Source organism: Naumannella cuiyingiana (genome assembly GCF_013408305.1).
Lineage (GTDB): Bacteria > Actinomycetota > Actinomycetes > Propionibacteriales > Propionibacteriaceae > Naumannella > Naumannella cuiyingiana.
This window is the reverse complement of the sequence record NZ_JACBZS010000001.1, coordinates 1,479,247-1,504,949: the sequence shown is the minus strand read 5'-3', so window position 1 is coordinate 1,504,949 and position 25,703 is coordinate 1,479,247. Positions and strand designations below refer to the sequence as shown.

Here is a 25,703-nt window from a genome sequence, read left to right as displayed (position 1 = left end):
ACGCAGTTTACGACTGACAGTCGAAAACCTGGCGAGAAGGAGCACGAGATGACCACGACGGTGCAGCACCCCGCGGCGACGGGCGACCCGGGGCCCGACTGGTTCGCGCAGGTACGCCGGCTCGCCGCCGAGCGGGATGCGGTGATCCTCGCGCACAACTACCAGATGCCAGCGATCCAGGACGTCGCCGATCACGTCGGCGACTCGCTCGCGCTGTCCCGGCTGGCCGCCGAGTCCGATGCGGGCACGATCGTCTTCGCCGGCGTGCACTTCATGGCGGAGACGGCGAAGATCCTGTCCCTGGACAAGACGGTGATCATTCCCGACGCGCGCGCCGGCTGCTCGCTCGCGGACACGATCGACGCCGACCAGCTTCGGGCCTGGAAGGCGGAGCGCCCCGGCGCCGCGGTCGTCGCCTATGTCAACACCACCGCGGAGGTGAAGGCGGAGTCCGACATCTGCTGTACCTCGTCCAATGCGGTCGAGGTGGTGCGCTCGATCCCGGCCGACCGTGAGGTGCTGTTCCTGCCCGACATGTTCCTCGGCGCGCACGTGCGCCGGCTGACGGGTCGAGAGAACCTGCACACCTGGCTCGGCGAGTGCCACGTGCACGCCGACATCTCGCCGGACGACCTGGTCGCGGCGGTACGCGCGGACGCCGATGCCGAGCTGTACGTCCACCCCGAGTGCGGCTGCTCGACCTCCGCGCTGTGGATGACCTCCTCGGGCGAGCTCGCGCCGGAGCGTACCCACGTGCTGTCGACCGGCGGGATGCTGGACGCGGCGCGCACCTCCACCGCGCGCAAGGTGCTGGTGGCGACGGAGGTCGGCATGCTGCACCAGTTGCGCAAGGCCAATGCTGGCACCGACTTCCAGCCGGTGAACCCCCAGGCGAGCTGCCGCTACATGAAGATGATCACTCCGGAGAAGTTGATCAACGCGCTGCGTACCGGTCGCGACGAGGTACGCGTGGCGCCCGACATCGCCGAGCGTGCCCGCGATGCGGTGCGCAAGATGATCGCCATCGGCAACCCCGGGAGCGGGGAATGAGCGCCGATCGGCGCCCGGTGATCATCATCGGTGCCGGGGCGGGCGGGCTGGCGGCGGCGCTACGGCTGGCCGAGGCCGGCGTACCGGCCATGATCGTCGTCAAGGGCGCGCTCGGCGACGGCTCGACCGCGTGGGCCCAAGGCGGCCTGGCCGCGGTCAGCGACCCGGCCGACAGCCTGGCCGCGCACGCCGCCGACACCATCGCCGCCGGGGCCGGCCTGTGCGATCCGGACGCGGTCGCCGCACTGGTCGCCGCCGCGCCCGCCGCGATCGACCGGCTGGCCGCGCTCGGCGCCCGCTTCGACGCCGGGCCGCGCGGCTACGCGCTCGGGCTGGAGGGCGGCCACGGCGCGCGGCGGATCGTGCACGCGGGCGGCGATGCCAGCGGCGCCGAGGTCGCCGCGACCCTGGCCGCGGCCGCCCGGCGCGCCGTCGATCGCGGGGCGCTGGAAGTCCGCGTCGCGATGGTCACCGACCTGTTGCGCGACCGGGCGGGTGCCGTCGCGGGCGTGCGTACGCTGGACCGCCGCGGGCGCCGGGAGGTCCTCGCCGCGCGGGCGGTGGTGCTGGCCACGGGCGGGATCGGCCGGGTCTACGCTGCCTCGACAAATCCCGACACCGCGACCGGCGACGGCCTCGCGCTGGCGGCCCGGGTGGGCGCGGTGATCAACGACGCCGAGTTCGTCCAGTTCCACCCGACCGGCCTGGCCGTGCCGGGCGAGCGGGTGGCGCTGATCTCGGAGGCGGTACGCGGGGAGGGCGCGCGGCTGATCGGTGTGGACGGCCGTTCGATCACGGCCGGCGTCCATCCGCTCGGTGATCTTGCCCCCCGGGACGTGGTCGCGGCGGCGATCCATCGGGAGTTGATCAACAGCGGTGCCGATCACGTGCTGCTGGACGCGACCATGATCGCCGATTTCGACGAGCACTTCCCCGGCATCGCCGCGGCGTGCCGTGCCGCCGGGATCGACCCGGTCAGCGAGCCGATCCCCGTGCGGCCGGTCGAGCACTATCACTGCGGCGGGGTGCGGGCCGATCTTCGCGGCCGGACCGGCATACCCGGGCTGTACGCCGTCGGCGAGGTCGCCGGCACCGGCGTACACGGCGCGAACCGGCTGGCGTCGAACTCGTTGACCGAGGCGCTGGTCGCCGGCGCCGCCGCCGGCCGGTTGCTCGCCGCGGGCGTCCCGGCGCCCGGCGACCCGGTGGACCCGCCGCCGACCGAGCTGCTCGACCCGGGCGCGCGGACCGCGATCGGCGCAGCGATGTCGCGCGGCGCCGGGCTGCTGCGCGATGCCGACGGGCTGCGCAGCCTGGGCGGCGAGCTCGCCCGGATCGGCGCCCGGGCCACCGGGCGGGTTAGCATCGCCGCAGCCGAGGCCGCGAACCTGCACCTGGTCGCCCGGCTGATCGCCACGGCGGCGGCGAACCGGACCGAGTCCCGGGGGTGTCACCGCCGCGCCGATCACCCGGCGCCGGTGGAACGCTGGCAGCGGCACCAGTCGCTGGTGCTGGGCCCGGACGGGTCCTTCGCCGGCCCGAGCCGGGAGGTTGCCGCATGACCGCACAACTCGATCGGCCGCTCGGCGCGCCGGCCCCGCCGTCGGCCGAGGAGATCGCCCGCGTCGTGGAGTTGGCCCTGGCCGAGGACCTGGCGCTCGGGCCGGACGTGACCACCGCCGCCACCATCGCCGAGGACGCCGAGGGCGTCGCCGACGTGGTGGCCCGCTCGTGCGGGGTGCTCGCCGGAGTGGGGGTGGCGGCCGCCGCGTTCGCCGCGTGCGCCCGCGCGAGCGGTGGGACCGTGCGGGTCGAGGAGCTGCGATCCGACGGCGATCCGGTGGCGCCGGGGGAGACCGTGCTCGTCGTCAGCGGCTCACTGCGTACCATCCTGACCGCGGAGCGCACCGCCCTGAACCTGCTCGGTCAGCTCTCCGGCGTCGCCAGCCTGACCGCGCGCTGGGTGGAGGAGGCCGCCGCGCTCGGCGCGAGCGTCCGCGACACCCGCAAGACGGTGCCCGGTCTGCGCGCCCTGCAGAAGTACGCGGTGCGCTGTGGCGGCGGGCTGAACCACCGGATGGGCCTGGGCGATGCTGCGTTGATCAAGGACAACCACATCGCCGCGGCGGGCTCGGTGACCGCGGCGCTGGACGCCGTCCGCGCGGCCGCGCCCGAGCTGCCGATCGAGGTCGAGTGCGACACCCTCGATCAGGTCGACGAGGCGCTGGCCGCCGGGGCGCGAATGGTCCTGCTGGACAACATGACCGGCCGGCAGGTGGCGGAGGCGGTACGCCGGGCGCGCGCCGCCGGCGCCCGCACCGAGGCCTCCGGCGGGCTGCACCTGGGCGGTGCCTGCGAGCTGGCCGGCACCGGCGTGGACTACCTGGCCGTCGGCGAGCTCACCCACTCGGCGCCCGCTCTGGATGTGGGCCTCGACCTGCGCTGACCACCCGCATTTCGTAGGTGCGGTCGCGCCTCGAGCCGATACCGACCGCTGGTGCCGGTTTCGGTTGCCTTCGCGCTACGGATGTCGACCGGAATCGACGCGAGTGGTCGGTTTCGGTCGGCTGGTCGGTCCGGTCGCCGTGCAGCCGGGTCGATCAGTCGGCGGTGCCCGCGTGGGCGGGATCGGTGCCGGCGCGGGCCGCGGCCTGATCGGGGTCGGCGGCGAGGTACGCCGCTCCGATGATCCCCGCCTTGTTCAGCAGCTTGGCCGGGATGATCGGGGCGTTGATCTTGAGAAGGGGCAAGAACTTGGCCGAGTCCTTCGACACGCCGCCGCCGACAACGAACAGATCGGGCCAGGTCAGGAACTCCAGCATCTCGTAGTAGCGCTGCAGCCGTGGCACCCATTCCTTGTAGCTCAGGCCCTCCTTGTCCTTGACCCCCGACGATGCCTTCGTCTCCGCGTCGTGGCCGTCGACCTCGATGTGGCCGAGCTCGGTGTTCGGTACCAGCACGCCCTTGTAGATCAGCGCGGTGCCGATGCCGGTGCCGAGCGTGGTCAACAACACCTTGCCCGGATTGCCGCGCGCCGCCCCGTACTGCACCTCGGCCAGGCCGGCGGCGTCGGCGTCGTTGACCAGCACCACCTCCCGGCCCAATGCCTCGGCGAAGATGTCACGGGCGTGGGCACCGATCCAGGACTTGTCGATGTTCGCGGCGCTCCGGGTGACGCCGTCGATCACCACCGCCGGGACGGTCACGCCAACGGGCCCGTCGGCGATCTGGTCGGCGAAATGCTGAACGATCTCCACCACGACCTTGGCGACATGCTTCGGGGTCGACTTCTTCGGGGTGTCGATGCGCAGCCGGTCGGCCGCGAATTCGCCGGTCGCGAGATCCACCGGAGCGCCCTTGATCCCGGAGCCGCCGATGTCGATGCCGAGGACCGGCCGTTGGGCTGGATTGCTCATGGATCGACCCTAGCGGCCGGGTCGTCGCACCGGGGCCGGCACGGCACCCAGGGGCCCCACTGCCGCCCGCGCCCGCTCCGAGCGCCCGAGCTGGCTGAGCGCGAAGGCCCGCGCATCACCGGGATCGATGTCGGCCGCGACGAAGGTGACCGGTCCGGGGGTCGTGTCGAGATGCACGCTGGCGACGCGCGCCAGCCGCTGCAGCGGCCCTTGCCCGATCCGCACCGACTGCACCTTGCCGTGCGGCACCACACTGGTCACGGTGTCGATCAGGCCGCGTCGCGCCACGGCGACCAGCGCGTCGTGGCCGAATCGGTAGGTCGGCAGCGCGATCGGATGCAGCCACCGGGCCCGACCGGGACTGCGCCACAGCGGGACGCGGGCGAGGTCCACCCCGGGCAGCACCGCGGCGAGCGCGATCGCCAGGTCGCGGGTATTGCCCACGGGCAGCAGGATCGAGCTGACCTGGCTGGTCTCGCCGCCGGCGATGCCGAGCACGTCGATGTCCACCCGGTAGAGGCCGAGCGGCTTCCACAGCAGGTGTTGGGTGATGCGTACCCCCTGGATCCGGTCGACCGGCACGGACTGGCTGGTCAGGTTGGTCAGGCCGCGGGCGATCCGCAACCCTCGGCCCGTCCTCGCCAGGGTGTAGTTGAACTGGGTCAGCAACCGCGAACCGATCATCCGCAGGGTGCCGAGCACGATGGGGATCAGCGCTCCGAAGGAGAACACCCCCAGCCCGAGCCGGAAGAACACGACCACCGCGACGAGCGAGAGCGCCGCGGAGACCAAGAAGTCGGTCGAGGTGAGGAAGCCCAGCAGCAGCCGCTGCGGCGGGATGGTGACCAGTACCTGATCATCGGCGGACAGATCACGGAAAGCGTCGGCCTGGGTGCGGGCGTCGGAGTCGGCGACGCTGAGTTGTTCCCCGTGCGCGCGGCTGAGCAGGTAGTCGCGGATCCGGTACGCCTTGCGCCGCGACAGATAGCGCAGCGCGGTCTTGTCGCTGCCGGCGTCGATGCGCAGCTCGGCCAGCCCGAAGATCCGGGCGGCCAGCGGCTGCATGACATCGATCGACTGGATCCGTCGGAACGGAATCCTCTTCGACGTCTTGGTGAACAGACCGGTCTCGATCCGCAGCTCCTCGTCGTCGATCACGTACCGGGTGAACCACCAGGTCAGGAACGAGGCGAGCGCGGTGAGCAGCACCACGCCCAGTACGCCGAGGATCACCAGCAGCACGTTGGCGAGGATCAGGTCGATCAGGTCGAACTGGTTGCGCTGCAGGTCGGGCACCAGGTCGCGGGCGATGGCGATCAGGATGACCAGCAGCACCACCCAGCCGCGGATCAGGGGGGAGAGCGGGTGGGGGCGTTCGGCGCGCTTCTCCAGCGCGGGCGGGTGGGTGAGGTCGCCGGGCCGCTCGCTCACAGCCCGGAGTCCCCGGTCTCGGCCCGCCGGGTGAGCCGGTCGCGGAGCTGGGCCGCCCGGTCGGGGGTCAGTCCGGGGATCGTGGCGTCGGTCGCGGCGCTGGCGGTGACCAGCTTCACGGTGGCGAGGCCGAAGGCGCGCTCGATCGGCCCGGATTCGACCTCGACGACCTGCATCCGCGCGTACGGCACGGCGGTCAGGTTGCGAAACATCACCCCGCGGGTGAGGTAGAGGTCGTCGGCGAGTTCGGCGTAGCCCCAGGACCGATAGAGCGCACCGATCCGGATCAGCCGCCAGATCAGGACCGCGACCCCGAGCACGATGATCGGGATCGCCCACTGTCGACCGAGCGTCGGCCAGGCGACCGCGGCCGGTACGCCGAACAGCACGAGATAGCTGAACACCGCGCTGATGCGGCGCACGGTACGCCACGCCGGCGCGAGCGGTTGCCAGGCGACATCGGGCGGGGCGAAGAGCTGCTCGGGGGTCACGAGACCAGTATCTCGTTGTGGTCTCGGTGTGCCGCGCGGGATGGAAGTTACTGCTGAGTTGGGATAGCGTTCCGCCCGGGTGACGGCCGGCGTGCGTTGTCGGGTCTGTTACCAGTGTGATAGACCACAACTGTCGTCCGTGCTCGCGGACGTTCGGTAGGTCGGGGTGCTGGACAGATTACGAGCAGGGGAGAGTGTTCATGCCGGATCGCCGGATGCTGGCCGCGGCCGCCGCCGCGACCGTGCTCCTCGGGGCTGCGGCGTGCGGGTCGGGCGGGCAGTCCCCCGAGCCGCCCCCGGTGCCGACCGGCGTGGACCCCGACCGGGTTGCCCCCTCGAATCTGCCGGAGCCGCCCAAGATCGAGAAGGAAGCGGGAGCCCGCTCCGATGCCGAGATGGGCGAGTGCCGCACCAACGCCGGCGAGCAGACGGTCACGGGCAAGGTGACCAACAACACCGACAAGACGACCGACTACGTGATCACGATCAGCTGGGTGAACTCGACGTTCGATGTGTACGGCCGCGGGATCGCGGTCGTGAAGGGCCTGAAGGCGGGCACGTCGAAGGACTGGAAGATCAGCGCGAAGCTGGACCGCGACGCAGCCCAGTGCTCGCTCAACGTCAAGCGCGGCGAAGTCAAGAGTTGACGCGGCCGGTCGCGCGGCGCGGCCGGCGGACTTGTGGGGGACGGCAGGGGATGAGGGGAATCGGGTAGATGCGGGCGATGCGGCGTTGGGCGCGACGCGCGGGGGTGCTGGGCACCGCTGTGCGGATGTGTCTCGTCCTCGCGCTGGTCGGCACCCTGGGCATCGGCATCAACCTCGGCCAGGCGCTCGCGCCGCGCGACAACCCGCTCGTCCCGCCGCCGCCGGTGGCGCGGGCGGACCAGGACCCGACCTCGTGCCCGGACCCGATCGTGCTGCAGAACGGCAGCTTCGAGAGCCCGGTGGTCGCCGCCGGAGCGGGCGCCAACATCAGCGAGGGTGCCGCCGGCCTGCAGTGGTTGACCACCGCCACCGACGGCAAGGTCGAGTACTGGCGCAACGGCGGCAATGTGCAGACCGCCAACGGCAACCTGCCCATCTCGGCGCAGGCCGGCTCGCAGTGGGCCGAGCTGAACGCCAACCAGGCGTCGATGCTCTACCAGGTGCTGCCGACGGTGCCCGGCCAGATCATGCGCTGGTCGCTCTACCACCGGGCCCGCAGCACGAACAGCATTGCGGGCGATCAGACGAACACCATGCAGGTGAAGATCGGCGCCAACACCACCGACGGTACGGTCCGCAGTAACCCGGCGCAGCCGGCGACCTACCCGAACGGCTCGACATCGACCAGTATCACGACGTCCGATGCCGGGTGGGTGCGCTACACGGGCACCTATGTCGTCCCGGCGGGCCAGACCCAGACGGCGTTCGGTTTCGAGGCGATCAGCGGCAGTGGTGGCGTGACGCTCGGCAACTTCCTGGACGACATCGAGTTCGGCAACTCGCCGTGCGTGGTGACCGACAAGCAGGTCCGCAATGTGACCAGCACGACGGCGGTGACGCTGCCGGGCGACGTGCTCGAGTACACGGTCAAGGCGACCAACAACGGTGGGTCGCCGGCCTCGCTGACCCAGATCACCGACCAGATCCCCGCGAACACCACCTACGTGCCCGGGTCGATCCGGATCGACGGCACGGCCAGGACCGACGCGAGCGGCGACGACCCCGCCCAGTTCGCGAGCGGCACGGTCACCGCCAACGTGGGCGCCGGGGCGACCAGCAGCGCGGGGGGAGATCTGGAACCCGGCGAATCGGCCACCCTGACCTTCCGGGTCAGGGTCAACTCCGGCACGACCAGCGGCACCAACGTCGGCAACACGGCGCAGACGACCTACACCTGGTCGCCCAGCTCGACCGTCCTGACGTCCACCTCGCAGACGACGTCGACCTCGACCCAGACGGCCGGGATCTCGTTGACCAAGTCGATCGCCAGCACCAGTCCCGGCAGCGACAACAGGCTCAATGTCGGCGACACGATCAACTACCGGTTCGTGGTGCGCAACACGGGCACCGCCGTGATGACCTCGGTCGGGGTGAACGACCCGAAGATCGCCACCGTCAACTGTCCGCAGACGACCCTGGCGGGCGGGGCGAGTATGACCTGCACGGGCACCTACACGATCACGCAGGCCGATGTGGACGCCGGCCGGGCCGACAACTCTGCCACCGCGACGGGTACGCCGTCGGGCCACACCCCGATCACCTCGACCGTGTCGCCCACCTCCCAGCCGCTCGACACGACGCGCAGCCTCTCGCTGACCAAGACCGCCGCCATCACGAAGGACAACGGCGACGGCGTGCCGGGGCCGAATGACATCGTCACCTACACGTTCACGGTGCGTAACACCGGCAGCGTGACGATCAACAACATCGCGATCAACGATCCGCTGCCCGGGATGGGTCAGATCCGCTGCGACAGGACCAGTCTCGGGCAGGGCCAGTCGACGACCTGTACGGCCACCTACACGGTGACCGTGGCCAACGCGAATGCCGGCGGGGTGGACAACTCGGCCACGGTGAGTGGCACCGCGCCGACCGGCCAGACGGTGACCGCCGGTCCGGCCACCGCGCGGGTCGACCTGCCTGCCCGCCCGGGGCTCTCGGTGGACAAGTCCTCGGCTGCGGTGAACGACGCCAACGGCAACGGCCGCCAGGACGCCGGCGACACGATCGCGTACACGGTGGTGATCACCAACACCGGCAATGTGACGCTCAGCCAGGTTGCGGTCAACGACCCCAAGGTCCCGGTCACCTGTCCGGCGACCTCGATCGACCCGGGCGCCAAGATCACCTGCACCGCCACCTATCGGATCACCCAGGCCGACATGGACGCGGGCGGCGTGCAGAACACCGCCAGCGTGACCTCGCGTACGCCCACCGGCGAAACGGTCACGGGCAGCGACGGCGACCAGCGGACGCTGACGTCGACCGCCGCGATGACCTTCGCCAAGCAGGCGGGCGACGTGGTGGACGCCAACAACAACCGCCGCCAGGACGCGGGTGACCGGATCGACTACGTGTTCACCATCGTGAACACGGGCTCGGCGACGATCAACAACCTGACGATCAGCGACTCGCAGTTGAACGGGCCGGTCACCTGCACGGCGACCAGCCTCGCCCCCGGCGGCACGGCGACCTGTACGGGCTCGCACACGATCACCCAGGCCGAGGTCGATGCCGGCAAGGTCGACAACACCGCCACCGCGCGCGGCACCGCCACCAACGGCCAGCAGCTCTCGCGCACGGCGAGCGCGACGAAGACCGTGGCGAGTTCGCCCTCGGTGACGATCGACAAGCAGCTCGTCGGGATCACCCAGGCCGATCCCAACATCGTGCGCCCGGGCGATGTGATCAACTACCGCTTCCTGGTGACCAACACCGGAGCGGTCACCCTGAGCGGTGTGACCGTGACCGACACCCGGGTCCCAGGGCCGCTCACCTGTCCGGCCACCCTGGCGCCGGGCGCGACCGGCACCTGCACCGGTAGCTACACCATCACCCAGACCGACATCGACGCCGGCGCCGTGACCAATACGGCCACCGTCCGCGGCACCGCGCCCGGCAACGTCCCGGTCAGCTCGAACGACACGCAGACCACCCCGCTGCCGCCGCAGGCGAGGCTGGCGATGACGAAGTCGGGCACGTTCAACGACGCGAACAACAACCAGCGCGCCGACGTCAACGAGACGATCAGCTACACCTTCGTGGTCACCAACACCGGCAACGTCACCCTGACCGCGGTCGGCGTGAACGATCCGAAGGCGGCCCCGGTCAACTGCCCGACCACGACGCTCGCGCCGAACGCGTCGACCACCTGCACCGCCACCTACCGGCTGACCCAGGCCGACATCGACCTGGGCCGGGTGGACAACCAGGCGACCGCCACCGGCCAGCCGCCGACGGGTGATCCGGTCACCGCTCCCGCGACGGCGCGCGTACCGCTGCCGGTGGTCGCCGGGATCACGCTGGTCAAGACCCACGCCCCGACGATCGCCGATACCAACAACTCCAACAGCGTCAATGCCGGCGACACGGTCACCTACCGGTTCACGCTGACCAACACCGGCAACGTGACGCTGAACAGCGTCACGTTGACCGACAACCGGGTGGCACAGACCAACTGCCCGGCCACCCTGGCGCCCGGTCAGCAGGTCACCTGCACCGGCACGTATGTGCTGACCCAGGCCGATTTCAATGCCGCACGCGTCGTCAACCAGGCGACCGTCAGCGGTACGCCGGCCTCCGGCGGTGCGGCCGTCACCGCGACCGGAACGGACACGCTCGACCTGCCGGTACGCGCGGGCATCGCGCTGACCAAGCGCGCCGGCACGCTGGTCGACAACGACAACAACGGGACCGACGAGGGCGACACGCTGCCCTACACGTTCACGGTCACCAACACGGGCAACCAGACCCTGACCGCGATCCAGGTCGCCGACAACCTGATTCCCGGCGTGACCTGTCCGACCGCGCCGCTGCAGCCCGGCGCCCAGACCACCTGTACCGGCAACTACACCCTGACCCAGACCGACATCGACAACCGGTCGGTGGTCAACGCCGCGACCGTCCAGGGCACCCCGCCGAGCGGCCCGAACGTCACCGCGAACGCCACGGCTACGACCAGGCTCGAGACGACCGCCTCCATCGCGCTGGACAAGACCGCGGGACCCATCGTCGACGCCGACGGCAACGGGCCCGACGCGGGCGACACCGTCACCTACAGCTTCCTGGTCACCAATACCGGCAACGAGACCCTGCGCGGCGTGACGATCGATGACGCGCGTACCGGTGGGGCGAGCTGCCCGACCGACCCGCTGGCGCCGGGCCAGTCGGTCACCTGCACGGCGACCTACACCCTGACCCAGACCGATGTCGACGCGGGCGTGGTGAACAACAGCGCCACCGTGCGGGGCACGCGGCCCGGCGGCGAGACCGTCAGCGCCACCGACGCCAACCGGCTGGACATCCCCCGGCGCGCCGACCTGAGCTTCGACAAGCAGGCCAGCTCGGTGCAGGACACGAACGACTCCGGCGTGGTGGATGCCGGTGACACGATCACCTACACCTTCGTGTTCGAGAACACCGGCACGGTCACCCTCAGCGACATTGCGCTGGACGACTCGCTCGTCGACCCGACGGGCTGCCCGACCACGCTCGCGCCGGGGGCGCGGGCGACCTGTCAGGCCACCTACACCCTGACCGCGGCCGACCTGGACGACCCGAGCGGTGAGAAGGTCAACACCGCGACCGCGACGGCGACCGCGCCCGGCTCCGACCCGCTGGAGCGGACCGATTCGACCACCACACCGCTGGATGCCGAGTCCCAGCTCAGCCTGGACAAGACGGCGGCCGACCCGGTGGACGCCAACGGCAACGGCCGGATCGATGCGGGCGACACGATCAGCTACAGCTTCGTCGTCTCCAATGTCGGCGCCCGCACGATCGACAACGTCACGGTGACCGACCCGCGTGTGCCGGCCCTGAACTGCTCCGTGGCCAGCCTCGCGGCGGGCGATTCCCATGACTGCGGCTCGGTCACCTACACGATCACCCAGGCCGACGTGAACAGCGGCCTCGTGGACAACACCGCCACGGCCGCCGGCACCGACCCGGACGGCGAACCGGTCGAGGCGACCGACACGACCAGCACTGAGATCACCCCGGTCGAGTCGATCGACCTGACGAAGACGGCCGGACCGGTGGTCGACGACGGCTCGGGCGAACTGAGCCCCGGCGACACCATCACCTACACCTTCGTGGTCACCAACACCGGCAGCGTCACGCTGAGCAACGTCACGCTGACCGACACGCTGCTCGGTGGGGCGGTGGCCTGCCCGCAGGCGGCGACGCTGGAGCCGGGCGTACCCGTCACGTGCACCGCGACCTACACGCTGACCCAGGCCGACATCGACGCCGGGATCGTCGAGAACACCGCGACCGCAACGGGCCGTGCCCCGGACGGCGAGCAGCCGAGCGATACCGCGAGCGCCGAACGCGAGCTGGACGTCGCGCCGGCGATCTCGCTCGACAAGCAGGCGAGCGCCATCGCCGACGCCAACGGCTCCGAGGTCGACGACGAGGGTGACACGATCAGCTACACCTTCGTGGTCACCAACTCGGGTAACCAGACCCTGAGCAACATCGTCGTCGCCGACCCGCGGCTGCCGGAGCTCGACTGCACCATCCGGCCCCTGGCGCCCGGCGAGTCGGCCTCGTGCACCGCCACCTACACGCTGACCCAGGCCGACATTGACGCCGGAACCGTCGAGAACACCGCGACCGTCGAGGCGGAGTCGCCGACCGGCGCCACGGTCGACAGCACCGACAGCACCGAGGTGCCGGTCGCGGACGCGGCGCAGATCCAGCTCGACAAGGTCGCGGGCGATGTGGTCGATGCCAACGGCGACGGCGTGCTGAACGCCGGCGACACCATCGACTACGACCTGTTCGTCAGCAACCCCGGCAACGCCACGCTCGACGACGTCGTGCTGAGCGACCCGTTGCTCGGCGGTGATCTGACCTGCCCGCAGGGCGACATCGGTACGCTGCGCCCGCGCGACTCCATGCGCTGTGGCTCCTTCACCTACACGCTCACCCAGGCCGACATCGACGCCGGGGTGCGCGACAACACCGCCACCGCCACGGCGACCTCGTCCTTCGGTGGCACCGAGACGGCGACCGACGACACGAGCACCCCGCTCGCGCGGACGCCCGCGCTGGACCTGACCAAGTCCGCGGCCGCGCCGGCCGATGCGAACAACACGCAACGGACCGACGCCGGCGACACGATTGCCTACACGTTCGTGATCACCAACACCGGCAATGTGACGCTTGAGGCGTTGGCGATCAACGACCCGAAGATCACCGACGTGACCTGCCCGCCCGGCGCGCTCGATCCGGGCAAGACGCGCACCTGTACCGCGACCTACACGCTGACCCAGGCCGACATCGACGCCGGCACGGTGCTCAACGAGGCCACCGCGACCGGCCAGGGCGCGAACGGCTCCGGCACCGCCTCCGACAGCGCGACGGCCGAGCGCGAGCTCGACGTCACCACCACGATGACGTTGGACAAGCGTGCGGGCGGGGTCGTGGACACCAACGAGTCCGGCCGAGACGACGCCGGTGACACGGTCGACTACACGTTCGTGATCACCAATACGGGCGCGACGACGCTGAACAACGTCACCCTGACCGACCCGCTGGTCCAGGGCACGCTGAGCTGCCCGACGCGGACGATCGCGCCGGGTGAGTCGATCACCTGCACCGGCTCGCACGCGCTGACCATCGAGGACCTCAACGCCGGCGAAGTGATCAACAACGCCAGCGTGACCGGGGTCTCCCCGACCGGGACGACTGCCAGCGCCGCCGATGACGCGACGGTGACGCTGACGCGCGATCCCGGGATCGCGCTGGACAAGCAGGCCGGCCCGATCGTCGATGCGAACAACTCGGGTCGCACCGATCGCGGGGACACGATCGACTACCGGTTCGTGGTGACCAACAGCGGCAACGTCACGCTGGACACGGTCACCATCAGCGACCCGAAGATCGGCGCGGTGAACTGCCCGACAGGTGCGCTCGCGCCGGGCGGCAGCATCGAGTGCACGGCCACCTACACGCTCAGCCAGGACGACATCGACTCGGGCTCGGTGGACAACCGTGCCCAGGTGAGCGCCAACGCGCCCGGGGACCAGTCGGTTCGGGCGGCCGACGAGACCAGCGTGCCGATCACCCAGGGGCCGGCGATCCAGCTCGACAAGCAGGCCAGCGCCCCGATCGATGCCAACAACAACGACCGGATCGACGCGGGCGACACGATCCGCTACACCTTCGTGATCACCAACAACGGCAACACCCGGATCTCCGGGATCGCGGTGAGCGATCCGCGGATCGGCCCGATCAGTTGCCCGCCGGCGAATCTCGATCCGGGGCAGAGCGCCACCTGCGTCCTCGACTACACGCTGACCCAGCCCGACCTGGACGCCGGCGAGGTGATCAACGTCGCGACCGCGAGCGGCACGTCGCCGCGCGGTGAGCGCGTGGAGAGCGTGGACCGGACCACCTCGACGCTGCCCGAGATCAAGAAGATGACCCTGGACAAGCAGGCCGTGCTGGTGGACGCCGGCAACAACGGCCGGATCGATGCGGGCGATCGGATCGACTACACCTTCGTGGTCACCAACGAGGGCAACCGCACCCTGCGGCTGCTCGAGGTGCTCGACGAGCAGGCCGCGGTGGACTGTCCGGTGACCGACGTGGCGCCGCTGCGTACCGTCACCTGCACCGCCAGCTACGTGATCACCCAGGACGACATCGACGCCGGCAGCGTCGCCAACGTGGCGACCGCCGTCGCGGTGGACCCGAGCGGGGAGACCATCAGCTCCACCGACTCCACCGACGTGCCGATCACCCCCGGGCCGGCGATCTCGCTGGACAAGTCGGTCCGCGAGGTCGTGGATGTCAACTTCGGGCCGTACTCGCAGCCGGGTCGGGTCGACCGCGGCGACCAGGCCGTCTACGACTTCGTCGTCCACAACACCGGCAACGTCACGCTGACCGACGTCGTGATCGCTGACCCGCGCCTCGGCGCGCTGGTGGCCTGCCCCACGACATCGCTCGCGCCGGACGAGGAGATGACCTGCACGGCCCGCTACACGATCACCCAGCGCGATCTCGACGCCGGCTCGGTGACCAACAACGCGTCCGTGTCGGGCACACCCCCGACGGGCAATCCGGTCAGCGATGACGCCACCGCCAGGGTCGCGCTGCCCGCGGAGCCCGGGATGACGCTGACAAAGGACGTCGGCGAGGTCGTCGACGCCGACTCCGACGGACGGCTCAGCGAGGGCGACCTGCTGCGCTACACGTTCGCGATCACGAACACCGGCAATGTGACGATCGACTTCATCCGGGTGGAGGACTCCCTGCTCCCGGCCGGCACGAGCTGTCCTCGGCCCAACCTGATCCCGAGCGCGACGATGACCTGCACCGGCGAGTACCGGATCAGCCAGACGGACATCGACGCGGGCTCGCTGCGCAATGTGGCGACCGGCATCGGGCAGACCCCGGACGGTACGCCGATCAGCGCCACCGGGGATCACATCCAGCCGATGCCCGGGGCACCGAACGCGACGTTCAGCAAGCAGGTGGCCTCCTTCACCGACGCCAATGGTGACGGCCGGATCGCGGCGGGCGACGTGGTCAACTACACCTTCAGCGTCCGCAACACGGGCAACGTCACGCTCAACTCCGGGACGATCGACGACCCGCTGCTCGGCGGCACCGTGCCCGACTGCACGTTCAACAACGTCGCGCCAGGCACCAGCGCGACCTGCCAGGGCCAGTACACGCTCAAGCAGGCCGACGTGGACGCCGGCGTCGTCGACAACACCGCGACCCTGAGCATCCAGGCGCCGGACGGCACGACGCTGGAGCGATCCGACGACGCGCAGGCGCGGCTGGCGAACAAGCCCGAGATCGGGCTGGTCAAGAGCGGCGGCGGCGTCGTCGACCTGGACGACAACGGTCCCGACGCGGGAGACCGGATCGACTACACCTTCGAGGTCACCAACACGGGCCCGAGCACGGTGGACCAGATCTCGATCAGCGACCCGCTGGTGCCGAACGTGACCTGCCCGACCGGGCCGCTCGATCCGGGCAAGTCGGTCACCTGCACGGGCAGCCACACGCTCACACTCGCCGAGGCGAACGCGGGTCAGGTGCGCAACACGGCCACGGCGTCCGCGGTCGGGCCGAACGATCAGCCCGCCAGCGCCACCGACTCGGTGACCACGCCGATCGACGCCAAGCCCCAGCTCTCCCTGGACAAGCGCAGCAGTGACCCGGTCGATGTCGACGGCGACGGGCGGATCGAGTCCGGCGAGCGGATCGACTACACCTTCGTGGTCCGCAACACCGGCTCGGTCACGCTGACCGAGGTCGGCGTGAACGACCCGAAGGTCGGCGCTGTGACCTGCCCGAACACGACCCTCGACCCGGGTCAGGAGGTCACCTGCACCGCGAGCTACATGCTGAGCCAGGCGGATGTGGACTCCGGTGAGGTGGAGAACACCGCCACCGCCTCGGGTACGCCGCCGCTCGGTGTCGCCGTGAAGGCCACCGACACCGAGACCACGACGGTGCCGCGCGAGGCCACGATCGTTCTGGACAAGCAGGCCGGCACTCCGGTCGATGCCAACAACAGCAATCGGCTCGACGCGGGCGACAAGATCGACTACACGTTCACGATCACCAACACCGGCACGACGTCCGTGACCGACCTGGCCGTGGACGACTCGTTGCTCGGCGACACCGGCGTGACGTGTCCGACCACCAGGCTCGGCCCGGGCGAATCGACCACGTGCTCCGGTTCCTACGAGCTGACCCAGGCCGACATCAACAACCGGCGGGTGGCCAACGACGCGACGGCCACCGGGCGCGGCGCCGATGGCGAGCCCGTCAGCGATGACGACAGCGCGTTGAGCACCTTCGACCCGGCCCGCTCGCTCAGCCTGGACAAGTCCGCCGGCGACATCGTCGACGCGAACGGCAACGGGCGTACCGATGCCGGCGACACCGTCGACTACACGTTCCTGGTCACCAATACCGGCGCGTCGACGCTGACCGGCGTCGAGGTCTCCGACCCCAAGGTCGGGACGGTGACGTGCCCGACGGACACCTTGCTGCCGCGTCAGTCGACGACCTGCACGGCCACCTACACGCTGTCCCAGGACGACCTGGACGCCGCCTCGGTGCTGAACGTCGCGACCGCCTCGGGCCTCGCCGGCACCGACCCGGTCACCGCCGAGGACCGCAATGTCCTCGACTACGACGCGCCGTCCGGGATCACGATCACCAAGGCGAGCGGGGGCGTGGTCGACGTCAACGGCAACGACCGCGACGACGACGGCGACCGGATCGACTACACGTTCACGGTGCGCAACACCGGCGTCACGCGGCTGAGCGACGTGCGGGTCACCGATCCGCTGGTCTCGGTGATCTGCCCCAAGACCACGCTCGACCCGGGTGAGACGATGACCTGCACGGGCAGCCTTCGGGTCGGAGTCGAAGATGTCGACCGCGGCGAGGTCCGCAACACCGCCGACGTGACCGCGCAGCCGCCGGGCGGGGCGCCGGTCGAGGATCAGTCGAACACCGTGGTCACCCCGATCACGCCCGAGCCCGCCATCTCGGTGACGAAGGCGTCCGGCGGTGTGGTCGATGCCAACGGCAATCAGCGTGTCGATGCCGGCGACACGATCGACTACGCCTTCCGCGTGGTCAACACCGGATCGGTCACGCTGACCGATGTCACGTTGAGCGACCCGCTGCTGCCGGACCTGGACTGCCCGATCGGCACGCTTGCGCCGGGGGCCGCGCGCGACTGCACGGCGACCTACACCCTGACCCTCGCCGACGTGAACCGCGGCCGGGTGGACAACACTGCGTCGGTGACCGGTACGCCGCCGACGGGCGACCCGGTCGATGACTCGGCGTCCGCGACCACCCCGGTCAATGGATCGCCGGACTTCACGTTCACCAAGACCGCCGGCGACATCGTCGATGCGAACAACGATCGCCGGGTCGACGCGGGCGACACGATCACCTACACATTCACGGTCACCAATACCGGAGCCGTGACGCTGACCGACCTCGCGATCGACGACTCGCGGGTCGGCACCGTGACCTGCCCCAGCGGCGCGCTCGATCCGGGCGACGAGCGGGTCTGCACGGCGACCTACACCCTGACCCAGGCCGACATCGATGCCGGCGAGGTGATCAACGACGCCACCGCGAGCGCCACGCCCCCGCAGGGGGATCCGCTGACTCGGCCGGGCCGCTCGCGGACCGAGATCGACGGTGCGCCGGGGCTCGCGGTCGAGAAGACCGCCGGCGCGCCGAACGACGCCAACGGCAACGGCCGGATCGATGCCGGCGAGACGATCGCGTACTCGTTCACGGTGACCAACACCGGAACGGTGACGCTGCGCAATGTGACGCTGTCCGACCCGAAGGTCGGCGTGCTGACCAACTGTGATCCGCGCGACCTCGCGCCGGGGGCCAGCTTCGACTGCACCGCGACCTATCTGATCGACCAGGACGACCTGAACACCGGTGAGGTGGTCAACAGCGCGACCGCGACGGGCCAGCCCCCGGAGGGTGAGCCCGTCAGCGGCGCCGACTCGACGACGACCCCGCTCGACCCGGCGGCGGCCATCGAGCTGGAGAAGCAGGGCAGCTCGATCATCGACGCCAACGAGTCCGGTCGGCAGGACGCGGGCGACCGGATCGACTACACGTTCACCCTGACCAACACCGGCAACGTCACGCTGACCCGGCTGGCCGTCAGCGATCCCAGGATCGGCGACGTGACCTGCCCCGACATCTCGCTGCCTCCGGGCGAGTCGGCCAACTGCACGGCGAGCTACACGGTGACCCAGGCCGACGCGAACGCCGGCACGGTGCCGAACCAGGCGACCGCCAGCGGCCAGCCGCCGGCCGGCGATCCGGTCAGCGACGACGACGCGACCTCGGTCGATTTCGCCCAGGGTCCGGCGCTCAGCTTCGAGAAGTCGGCGGGCGAGGTGATCGACGTCGATGGCAACGGGCCCGACGCCGGCGACGCGATCGACTACACGTTCCGGGTGACCAATACCGGCAACGTGACCCTGACCGGCGTGACGGTCAGCGACCCGCTGCTGCCCGCGCTGGACTGCCCGGCGCGCGACCTGGAACCGGGCGAGGCGTTCACCTGCACCGGCCGCTACACGCTGACCCAGCCCGATGTCGATGCCGCTCAGGTGGCCAACCTGGCGACCGTGACCGGCCGTCCGCCGACCGGGCCGGACGTGACCGAAGAGGGCCGCACCACCACCGACATCGCGCCCGCGCCCGGCATCGGTCTGAACAAGCTGTCCGATCTCCCGGTGGATGCGAACGACTCGGGTCGGCTCGATGAGGGTGACACGATCGCGTACCGCTTCGAGATCACCAATACCGGCAACGTCACGCTGACCGACCTCACGGTCACCGACCCGCTGGTGGGCGCGGTGACCTGCCCGACCGAGCCGCTCGGTCCGGGCCTGACCACGGCGTGCACGGCGATCTACACGATCACCCAGGCAGACCTGGACGCCGGGACGGTCGACAACTCCGCGACCGCGAGCGGCACCCCGCCGCGCGGTGGCGCGGTGCAGGCCGACGACACCGACAGCGAGCCGCTGAACCCGGAGGCCCGGATCGCCGTCGAGAAGGACGCCGACCCGATCGAGGACACCAACGGCTCCGGCCGCCTGGACCAGGGCGACACCGTCCCGTTCACGTTCCTGGTCACCAACACCGGCGCGGTCACGCTGACCGACATCACGATCGCCGACCCGCTGATCGCGCAGGTGGATTGCCCGGCCGATCCAATCGCGCCCGGCAAGAGCGTCACCTGCACCGGCCGGTACGTGCTGACCCAGGCCGACGTGAACGCCGGCCAGGTCGTGAACACCGCCGTCGCGACCGGTACGCCGCCGCGGGGCGAGACCGTCAATGACGGGGCCGAGAAGACGGTGCCGCTCGAGCGTCGGCCCGAGGTCTCGCTGACCAAGAGCGCGGGGCCGATCGAGGACACCAACGGCTCGGGCAGGATCGATGCCGATGACCAGATCAGCTACACCTTCGCGGTCGTCAACACCGGCAATGTGACTCTGACCGAGTTGCGCGTGGACGACCCGTTGGCCCAGGTCGTGTGCCCGGAGACCTCGCTGGAGCCGGGCGCGTCGATGACCTGCACGGCGACCTACACGCTGCGCCAGGGCGATGTCGACGCCGAGGTGGTGCGCAATGACGCACAGGTCACCGGCACCGCACCCGGCGGCGCGACGGTCACCGACGACTCCGGCGTCACCACCCCGGTGCCGGCCGAGCCCTCGCTCGACCTGGTCAAGGCGGCGAGCGAGCCCGTCGACGCGAACGCCAACGGCCGGGTCGATGTCGGCGAGGTGATCAACTACACGCTCACCGTGACCAACAACGGCCAGCAGACGGTCGCCGATGTGGCGATCACGGACCCGTTGATCACGCTGGATCCCGCGTGCACCCCGCGTACCCTCGCACCGGGTGGCAGCTACTCCTGTACGGGTGCCTACGAGCTCTCCCAGGCCGACATCGACGCCGGCGAGTTGATCAACACCGCTCGCACGAACGGCACCGACCCGACCGGCGCGGCCGTCTCCGACGAGGCCGGCACGCGGACCCCGCTGACCGCCCAGCCCGCCATCGCGGTCGACAAGCAGGCCGGTACGCCGATCGATGACAACGGCAACGGCCGGCTCGACCAGGGTGACCGGATCGACTACACGTTCCTGGTCACCAACACCGGCAACGTCACGCTCACCGACATCGCGGTGAACGATCCGCTGATCGCCGACGTGACCTGCCCGATCACCCAGCTCGCGCCGGGCGCGCAGACGACCTGCGCGGCCAGCTACACCCTGACCCAGGCCGATATCGACGCCGGCACGGTGGAGAACACCGCGACCGCGACCGGCACGGACCCGAGCGGCGGCGAGGCGGAGGGGAGCGACGACACATCGGTGCCGTTCGACCCCGAGCGTGGGCTGAGCGTGGACAAGACCGCCGGCGAGGTTGTCGACGCCAACGGCAACGGCCGGGTCGACGCGGGCGACACGATCGACTACGCGTTCAAGGTGACCAACACCGGCGTGATCAACCTGACCGACGTGACGCTGACCGACTCGCTGCTGTCCGGCCTGGCCTGCCCGCCGGCCGACCTCGGCCCCGGCCAGTCGTTCGAGTGCTCCGGCACCTACACGCTGACCCAGGCCGACCTCGACGCCGCGCAGGTGGTCAACGTCGCCGACGCGGTCGGGACCGCGCCCGACGGCACCCCGGTGTCCGGCAGCGACCGCAATGTCGCGCCGGTGAGCCAGGACCCGGCGATCACGCTCGACAAGCAGGCCGGCCCGCTGGTCGACATCGACGGCTCCGGCACCGCCACGGCCGGCGACCAGATCACCTACACCTTCGATGTGGTGAACACCGGCACGGTGACGCTGCGCGAGGTCGTGGTCACCGATCCGAAGGTCGGGCTCGACTGCCGCACGGATGATCTTGCGCCCGGCGAGCCGCTGACCTGCACAGCGACGTACACGCTGAGCCAGGACGATGTGGACGCCGGCTCGGTGGAGAACACCGCGAGCGTCGCCGGCCTGCCGCCGGTCGGGCCGACGGTGGGCGCGGAGGATTCCACCAGCGTGCCGCTCGACCCCGCGCAGGGCCTGACGGTCGACAAGCGCGCCTCGGCGATCAACGATGTCAACGGCAACGGCGTGGCCGATGCCGGTGACACGATCGACTACACGTTCACCGTGACCAACACCGGCAACGTGACGCTGACCGGCGTAGAGCTCGCGGACCCGCTGGTCGCGATCCCGAACTGCCCGGTCGTCGACATGGCCCCGAAGCAGTCGTTCGACTGCGCGGCGACGTACACGCTGACCCAGGCCGATGTGGACGCCGGCGTGGTGCGGAACACCGCGACGGCGACCGGTACCGACCCGACCGGCGGGACCGTCAGCGGTGACGACTCGACCGAGACCGACGTGCCGGAGGCGCGCGGCGTGAGCATCGAGAAGGCCGGCTCGTCGCCGTACGACGCCAACGGCAACGGCCGGATCGATGCCGGCGACGCCGTCGACTACCGGTTCACCGTGACCAACACGGGCAACGTCACCCTGAGCGACCTGGCCGTGAGCGACCCGCTGATCGAGACGATCACCTGCGAGCGGACCGAACTGGCGCCGGGCGCGACGACGACCTGTGAGGGCAGCTACTCGCTGACCCAGGACGACGTCGATCGCGAGCGCGTCGACAACACCGCCACGGTGACCGGGACCACGCCGGGCGGCGCGACCGCCACCGACGAGGACTCCACGCGCGTACCGGTCGACACGTCCCGCTCGCTGAGCGTGGTCAAGACGGGCGACGCGCCGGCGGATGCGAACGGCTCCGGGCGGGTCGATGCCGGCGACACCATCGCGTACTCGTTCACCGTGACCAATACGGGCACGGTGCGGCTGACCGGCGTCACGCTGACCGATCCGCTGGTGCCGGGGATGGACTGCCCGGCGCGGGACCTGCGCCCCGGTGAGTCGTTCGACTGCACGGCGACGTACACGCTGACGCCGGCCGATGCCGACGCGGGCCAGGTCGTGAACACGGCGACCGCGACCGGCACCGACCCGGCCGGTACGCCGGTGAGCGGCACCGGCTTCGAGGATGTGGACTTCACCGCGCCCGGCGCGCTGACCGTCGACAAGCAGGGCGGCCCGGTGGTCGACGCCAACGGCAGCGGCGCGACCGATGCGGGCGACACGATCGAGTACACGTTCGTGGCCCAGAACACCGGCGCCGTCACGCTGACCGACGTGCGGGTGAGCGATCCGCGGCTGCCGAACCTCGAGTGCGTCGCGGCGAGCCTGCCCGCGGGCGGCGAGCTGCGCTGCGCCGGCACCTACACGCTGACCCAGGACGATGTCGACGCCGGCGACCTGCAGAACACGGCCACCGCGACCGGCACCACGCCGGGCGGGGACGAGGTCGGCGGGACCGACACCGTGGTGACGCCGCTGGCGCCGGGTGGCGGCCTGACGGTGCGCAAGGTCGCCGAGCCGATCGCAGACACGAACGCGTCGGGCGTACCGGATGCCGGTGACCAGATCACCTACCGGTTCACGGTGACCAACGCGGGCAATGTCACGCTGACCGGCGTGACGCTGAGCGACCCGCTGGTCGCGATCGCCGACTGCCCGGCCCGCACGCTCGCGCCGGGGGCGTCGTTCGACTGCTCGGCGACGTACACGCTGACCCAGGCCGATGTGGACGCGGGCTCGGTGGTGAACACCGCCACCGCGATCGGTACGCGGCCCTCGGGCGAGCAGGTCGACGGCACCGATACCGCGACCTCCCCGGTCGAGCGGCGGCCGGGCGTGCGCCTGGACAAGGTCGCGAGCACGCCGATCGATGCCAACGAGAACGGCCGCGTGGACGCCGGCGACCGGATCGACTATCTGCTCGAGGTGACCAACGTCGGCAACGTCTCGCTGACCGACGTGCGGGTGAGCGATCCGATGCTGACGGACCTGAGCTGCCCGGGCACCGACCTCGGCGCCGGCCGGACGATGACCTGCGTGGGCAGCCACACGCTGACCCAGGCAGACATCGACCGGGGCCAGGTGCGCAACGACGCGAACGTGACCGGGACTCCGCCGGGGGTCGACCCGATCTCGTCCGGCGATCATGCGACCGTGATCATCGACCCGGACCGGTCGATCAGCGTGGTGAAGACGGCGGCCGATCCGGTCGACGCGAACGGCTCCGGGCGTACCGATGCCGGTGACACGGTGCAGTACTCGTTCACGGTGACCAACACGGGCACCGCGCGGCTGACCGCCGTGACGCTGACCGACCCGCTGGTGCCGGGGATGGACTGCGCGCCGCGCGATCTGGCGCCGGGCGCCTCGTATGACTGCACGGCGACGTACACGCTGACCCAGGCCGACATCGACGCCGGCGAGGTGGTCAACACCGCGTCCGCGTCGGGCACCGACCCGGACGGCGCGACGATCGTCGGCGACGACTTCGCCGTGATCGAGCCCGGCGGCGCCGGATCGCTCGCGGTCGACAAGCGGGCCGACCCGGTCATCGACGTGAACGGCAACGACCGGATCGACGCCGGTGATCAGATCGCCTACACGATCGTTGTGACCAACGACGGGTCCGTGACGCTGAACGAGATCGCGGTGAGCGACCCGCTGCTGCCGGCGCTCGCCTGCCCGCCGGCCGGCCCGCTGGCCCCGGGTGATTCGCTGGAGTGCACCGGCGTCCACACGCTGACCCAGGCCGACCTCGACGCGGGCGGGGTGGAGAACACCGCGACCGCGACCGGGCGCACGCCGAACGGCGCCGAGGTCGGCGGCGACGACACCGTGTCGACACCGCTGCCGGGCGGCCCGGCGGTCGCGCTGGACAAGCAGGCCGGCGCGGTCACCGACGCGAACGGCAACGGCCGCGTCGACGCGGGCGACCAGATCGCGTACGTGTTCCAGATCAGCAACACCGGCTCGACGACCCTGTCGAGCGTGGTGGTCGACGATCCGCGGATCGGCGCGATCGGCTGCCCGTCGGGCGCGCTGGCGCCGGGCGAGACGCGGGCCTGTGGCCCGGTCAGCTACACCCTGACCCAGGCCGACGTGGACGCCGGCGAGGTGATCAACACCGCGACCGTGACCGGCCAGCCGGTCGGCGGCGGCGAGGTCACCGCGACCGACTCGGTGACCACCCCGGTGCGCGGGGTCGGCGGCGTGGCGCTGGAGAAGCGGGCGGCCGGGATCGTCGACAGCAACGGCTCCGGGCGTACCGATGCGGGTGACTCGGTGAACTACGAGTTCACGGTGACCAACACGGGCGCCGTCAGCCTCGACCAGGTCGCGATCCAGGATCCGCTGATCGACGCGGTCGCGTGTGGCACGACGTCGCTGGCGCCCGGCGCCTCGACCACCTGCACGGGCAGCTACCGGCTGACCCAGGACGATGTCGATGCGGGCTCGGTGGAGAACGCGGCGACGGTGTCCGGGCGTACCCCGTCCGGCGAGGCGGTCGATGCCGGTGACTCGACGAGCACGCCGGTGGACGGCAAGGCCGGGCTGTCGATCGACAAGATCGCGGAGTTGACCGACACCGACGGCGACGGGTTGGGCGATGTCGGGGAGAAGATCCACTACCGCTTCGTGGTGACCAACACCGGCTCGACGCGGGTGAGCGACGTGCGGGTGAGCGACCCGCGACTGACCGACATCGGGATCCGGGTGGACTGCCCGGCGGGCCTGAGCCTCGAACCGGGGCGCAGCGGCGAGTGCGGCGCCGACTATGTGATCACCGACGGCGACATCAGGGCCGGCGAGGTGGTCAACGTGGCGACCGCGACCGGCGTGGCGCCCGGCGGTACGCCGGTGGTCTCCGGCGACGGCAGCGCCCGGGTCGCGATCGATCCGGGGCCGGCGGAGGAGCCGACGCCGCCGTGGTACCCGGAGCCGCTGCCCAAGCCGGGCGAGCTGGCCCGCACGGGCGCGATGCTCGGCACGAGTGCGCTGCTGGGCGGGCTGCTGCTGCCGCTGGCCGGTGGGCTGATCCTGCTGGTGCAGCGCCTGCGCCGCCGCGACGAGGACTGAGCGCCAGGGGGCGGCCCCGCCGTCAGTAGC

At 70.8% G+C, this 25,703-nt stretch carries 8 protein-coding genes; 5 read left to right on the top strand and 3 right to left on the bottom strand.

Features of this window, described 5'->3' with window-relative positions; translation table 11 throughout:
- The first annotated feature begins 48 nt into the window (after nucleotides 1–48).
- From nadA to nadC, 3 genes are read left to right on the top strand one after another with little or no spacing between them, the layout of a single operon-like run.
- A complete protein-coding gene (gene nadA / locus GGQ54_RS06950) occupies nucleotides 49–1,050 on the top strand; it encodes a quinolinate synthase NadA (protein ID WP_179444726.1) in 1,002 nt (333 codons plus the stop codon).
- Entirely contained in the window at nucleotides 1,047–2,612 is a 1,566-nt protein-coding gene (gene nadB / locus GGQ54_RS06945) for an L-aspartate oxidase (RefSeq protein WP_179444725.1), read from the top strand. The genes nadA and nadB overlap by 4 nt, the downstream gene beginning before the upstream one ends.
- Nucleotides 2,609–3,496: a carboxylating nicotinate-nucleotide diphosphorylase gene (nadC, locus tag GGQ54_RS06940; RefSeq protein WP_179444724.1), complete on the top strand. Its 888-nt coding sequence runs from the start codon at nucleotides 2,609–2,611 to the stop codon at nucleotides 3,494–3,496. The genes nadB and nadC overlap by 4 nt, the downstream gene beginning before the upstream one ends.
- A gap of 154 nt (nucleotides 3,497–3,650) precedes the next feature.
- Here nadC and ppgK read toward each other — a convergent pair whose 3' ends face one another.
- Genes ppgK through GGQ54_RS06925 form a run of 3 tightly spaced genes read right to left on the bottom strand, consistent with a single transcriptional unit; the run spans nucleotide 3,651 to nucleotide 6,388 of the window.
- Nucleotides 3,651–4,466, bottom strand: coding sequence for a polyphosphate--glucose phosphotransferase (ppgK, locus tag GGQ54_RS06935; RefSeq protein WP_179444723.1), 816 nt, complete (start codon nucleotides 4,464–4,466; stop codon nucleotides 3,651–3,653).
- A 9-nt stretch (nucleotides 4,467–4,475) separates the two neighbouring features.
- Complete coding sequence (locus GGQ54_RS06930) at nucleotides 4,476–5,897, bottom strand: PH domain-containing protein (RefSeq protein ID WP_179444722.1); 1,422 nt, start codon at nucleotides 5,895–5,897, stop codon at nucleotides 4,476–4,478.
- Complete coding sequence (locus GGQ54_RS06925) at nucleotides 5,894–6,388, bottom strand: PH domain-containing protein (protein WP_179444721.1); 495 nt, start codon at nucleotides 6,386–6,388, stop codon at nucleotides 5,894–5,896. The genes GGQ54_RS06930 and GGQ54_RS06925 overlap by 4 nt, the downstream gene beginning before the upstream one ends.
- 215 nt (nucleotides 6,389–6,603) lie before the next feature.
- Between GGQ54_RS06925 and GGQ54_RS06920 the strand changes: the two genes are divergently transcribed.
- Nucleotides 6,604–7,035: an FxLYD domain-containing protein gene (locus GGQ54_RS06920; protein ID WP_179444720.1), complete on the top strand. Its 432-nt coding sequence runs from the start codon at nucleotides 6,604–6,606 to the stop codon at nucleotides 7,033–7,035.
- A 77-nt stretch (nucleotides 7,036–7,112) separates the two neighbouring features.
- Nucleotides 7,113–25,673: a DUF7507 domain-containing protein gene (locus GGQ54_RS06915; RefSeq protein WP_179444719.1), complete on the top strand. Its 18,561-nt coding sequence runs from the start codon at nucleotides 7,113–7,115 to the stop codon at nucleotides 25,671–25,673.
- The last annotated feature ends 30 nt before the right edge of the window (nucleotides 25,674–25,703 follow it).

Excerpts from the sequence above, each read along its gene's own strand:
- nadA (WP_179444726.1), top strand. The coding sequence starts at position 49 with ATGACCACGACGGTGCAGCACCCCGCGGCGACGGGCGACCCGGGGCCC.
- nadB (WP_179444725.1), top strand. The coding sequence starts at position 1,047 with ATGAGCGCCGATCGGCGCCCGGTGATCATCATCGGTGCCGGGGCGGGC.
- nadC (WP_179444724.1), top strand. The coding sequence starts at position 2,609 with ATGACCGCACAACTCGATCGGCCGCTCGGCGCGCCGGCCCCGCCGTCG.
- ppgK (WP_179444723.1), bottom strand. The coding sequence starts at position 4,466 with ATGAGCAATCCAGCCCAACGGCCGGTCCTCGGCATCGACATCGGCGGC.
- GGQ54_RS06920 (WP_179444720.1), top strand. The coding sequence starts at position 6,604 with ATGCTGGCCGCGGCCGCCGCCGCGACCGTGCTCCTCGGGGCTGCGGCG.
- GGQ54_RS06915 (WP_179444719.1), top strand. The coding sequence starts at position 7,113 with ATGCGGCGTTGGGCGCGACGCGCGGGGGTGCTGGGCACCGCTGTGCGG.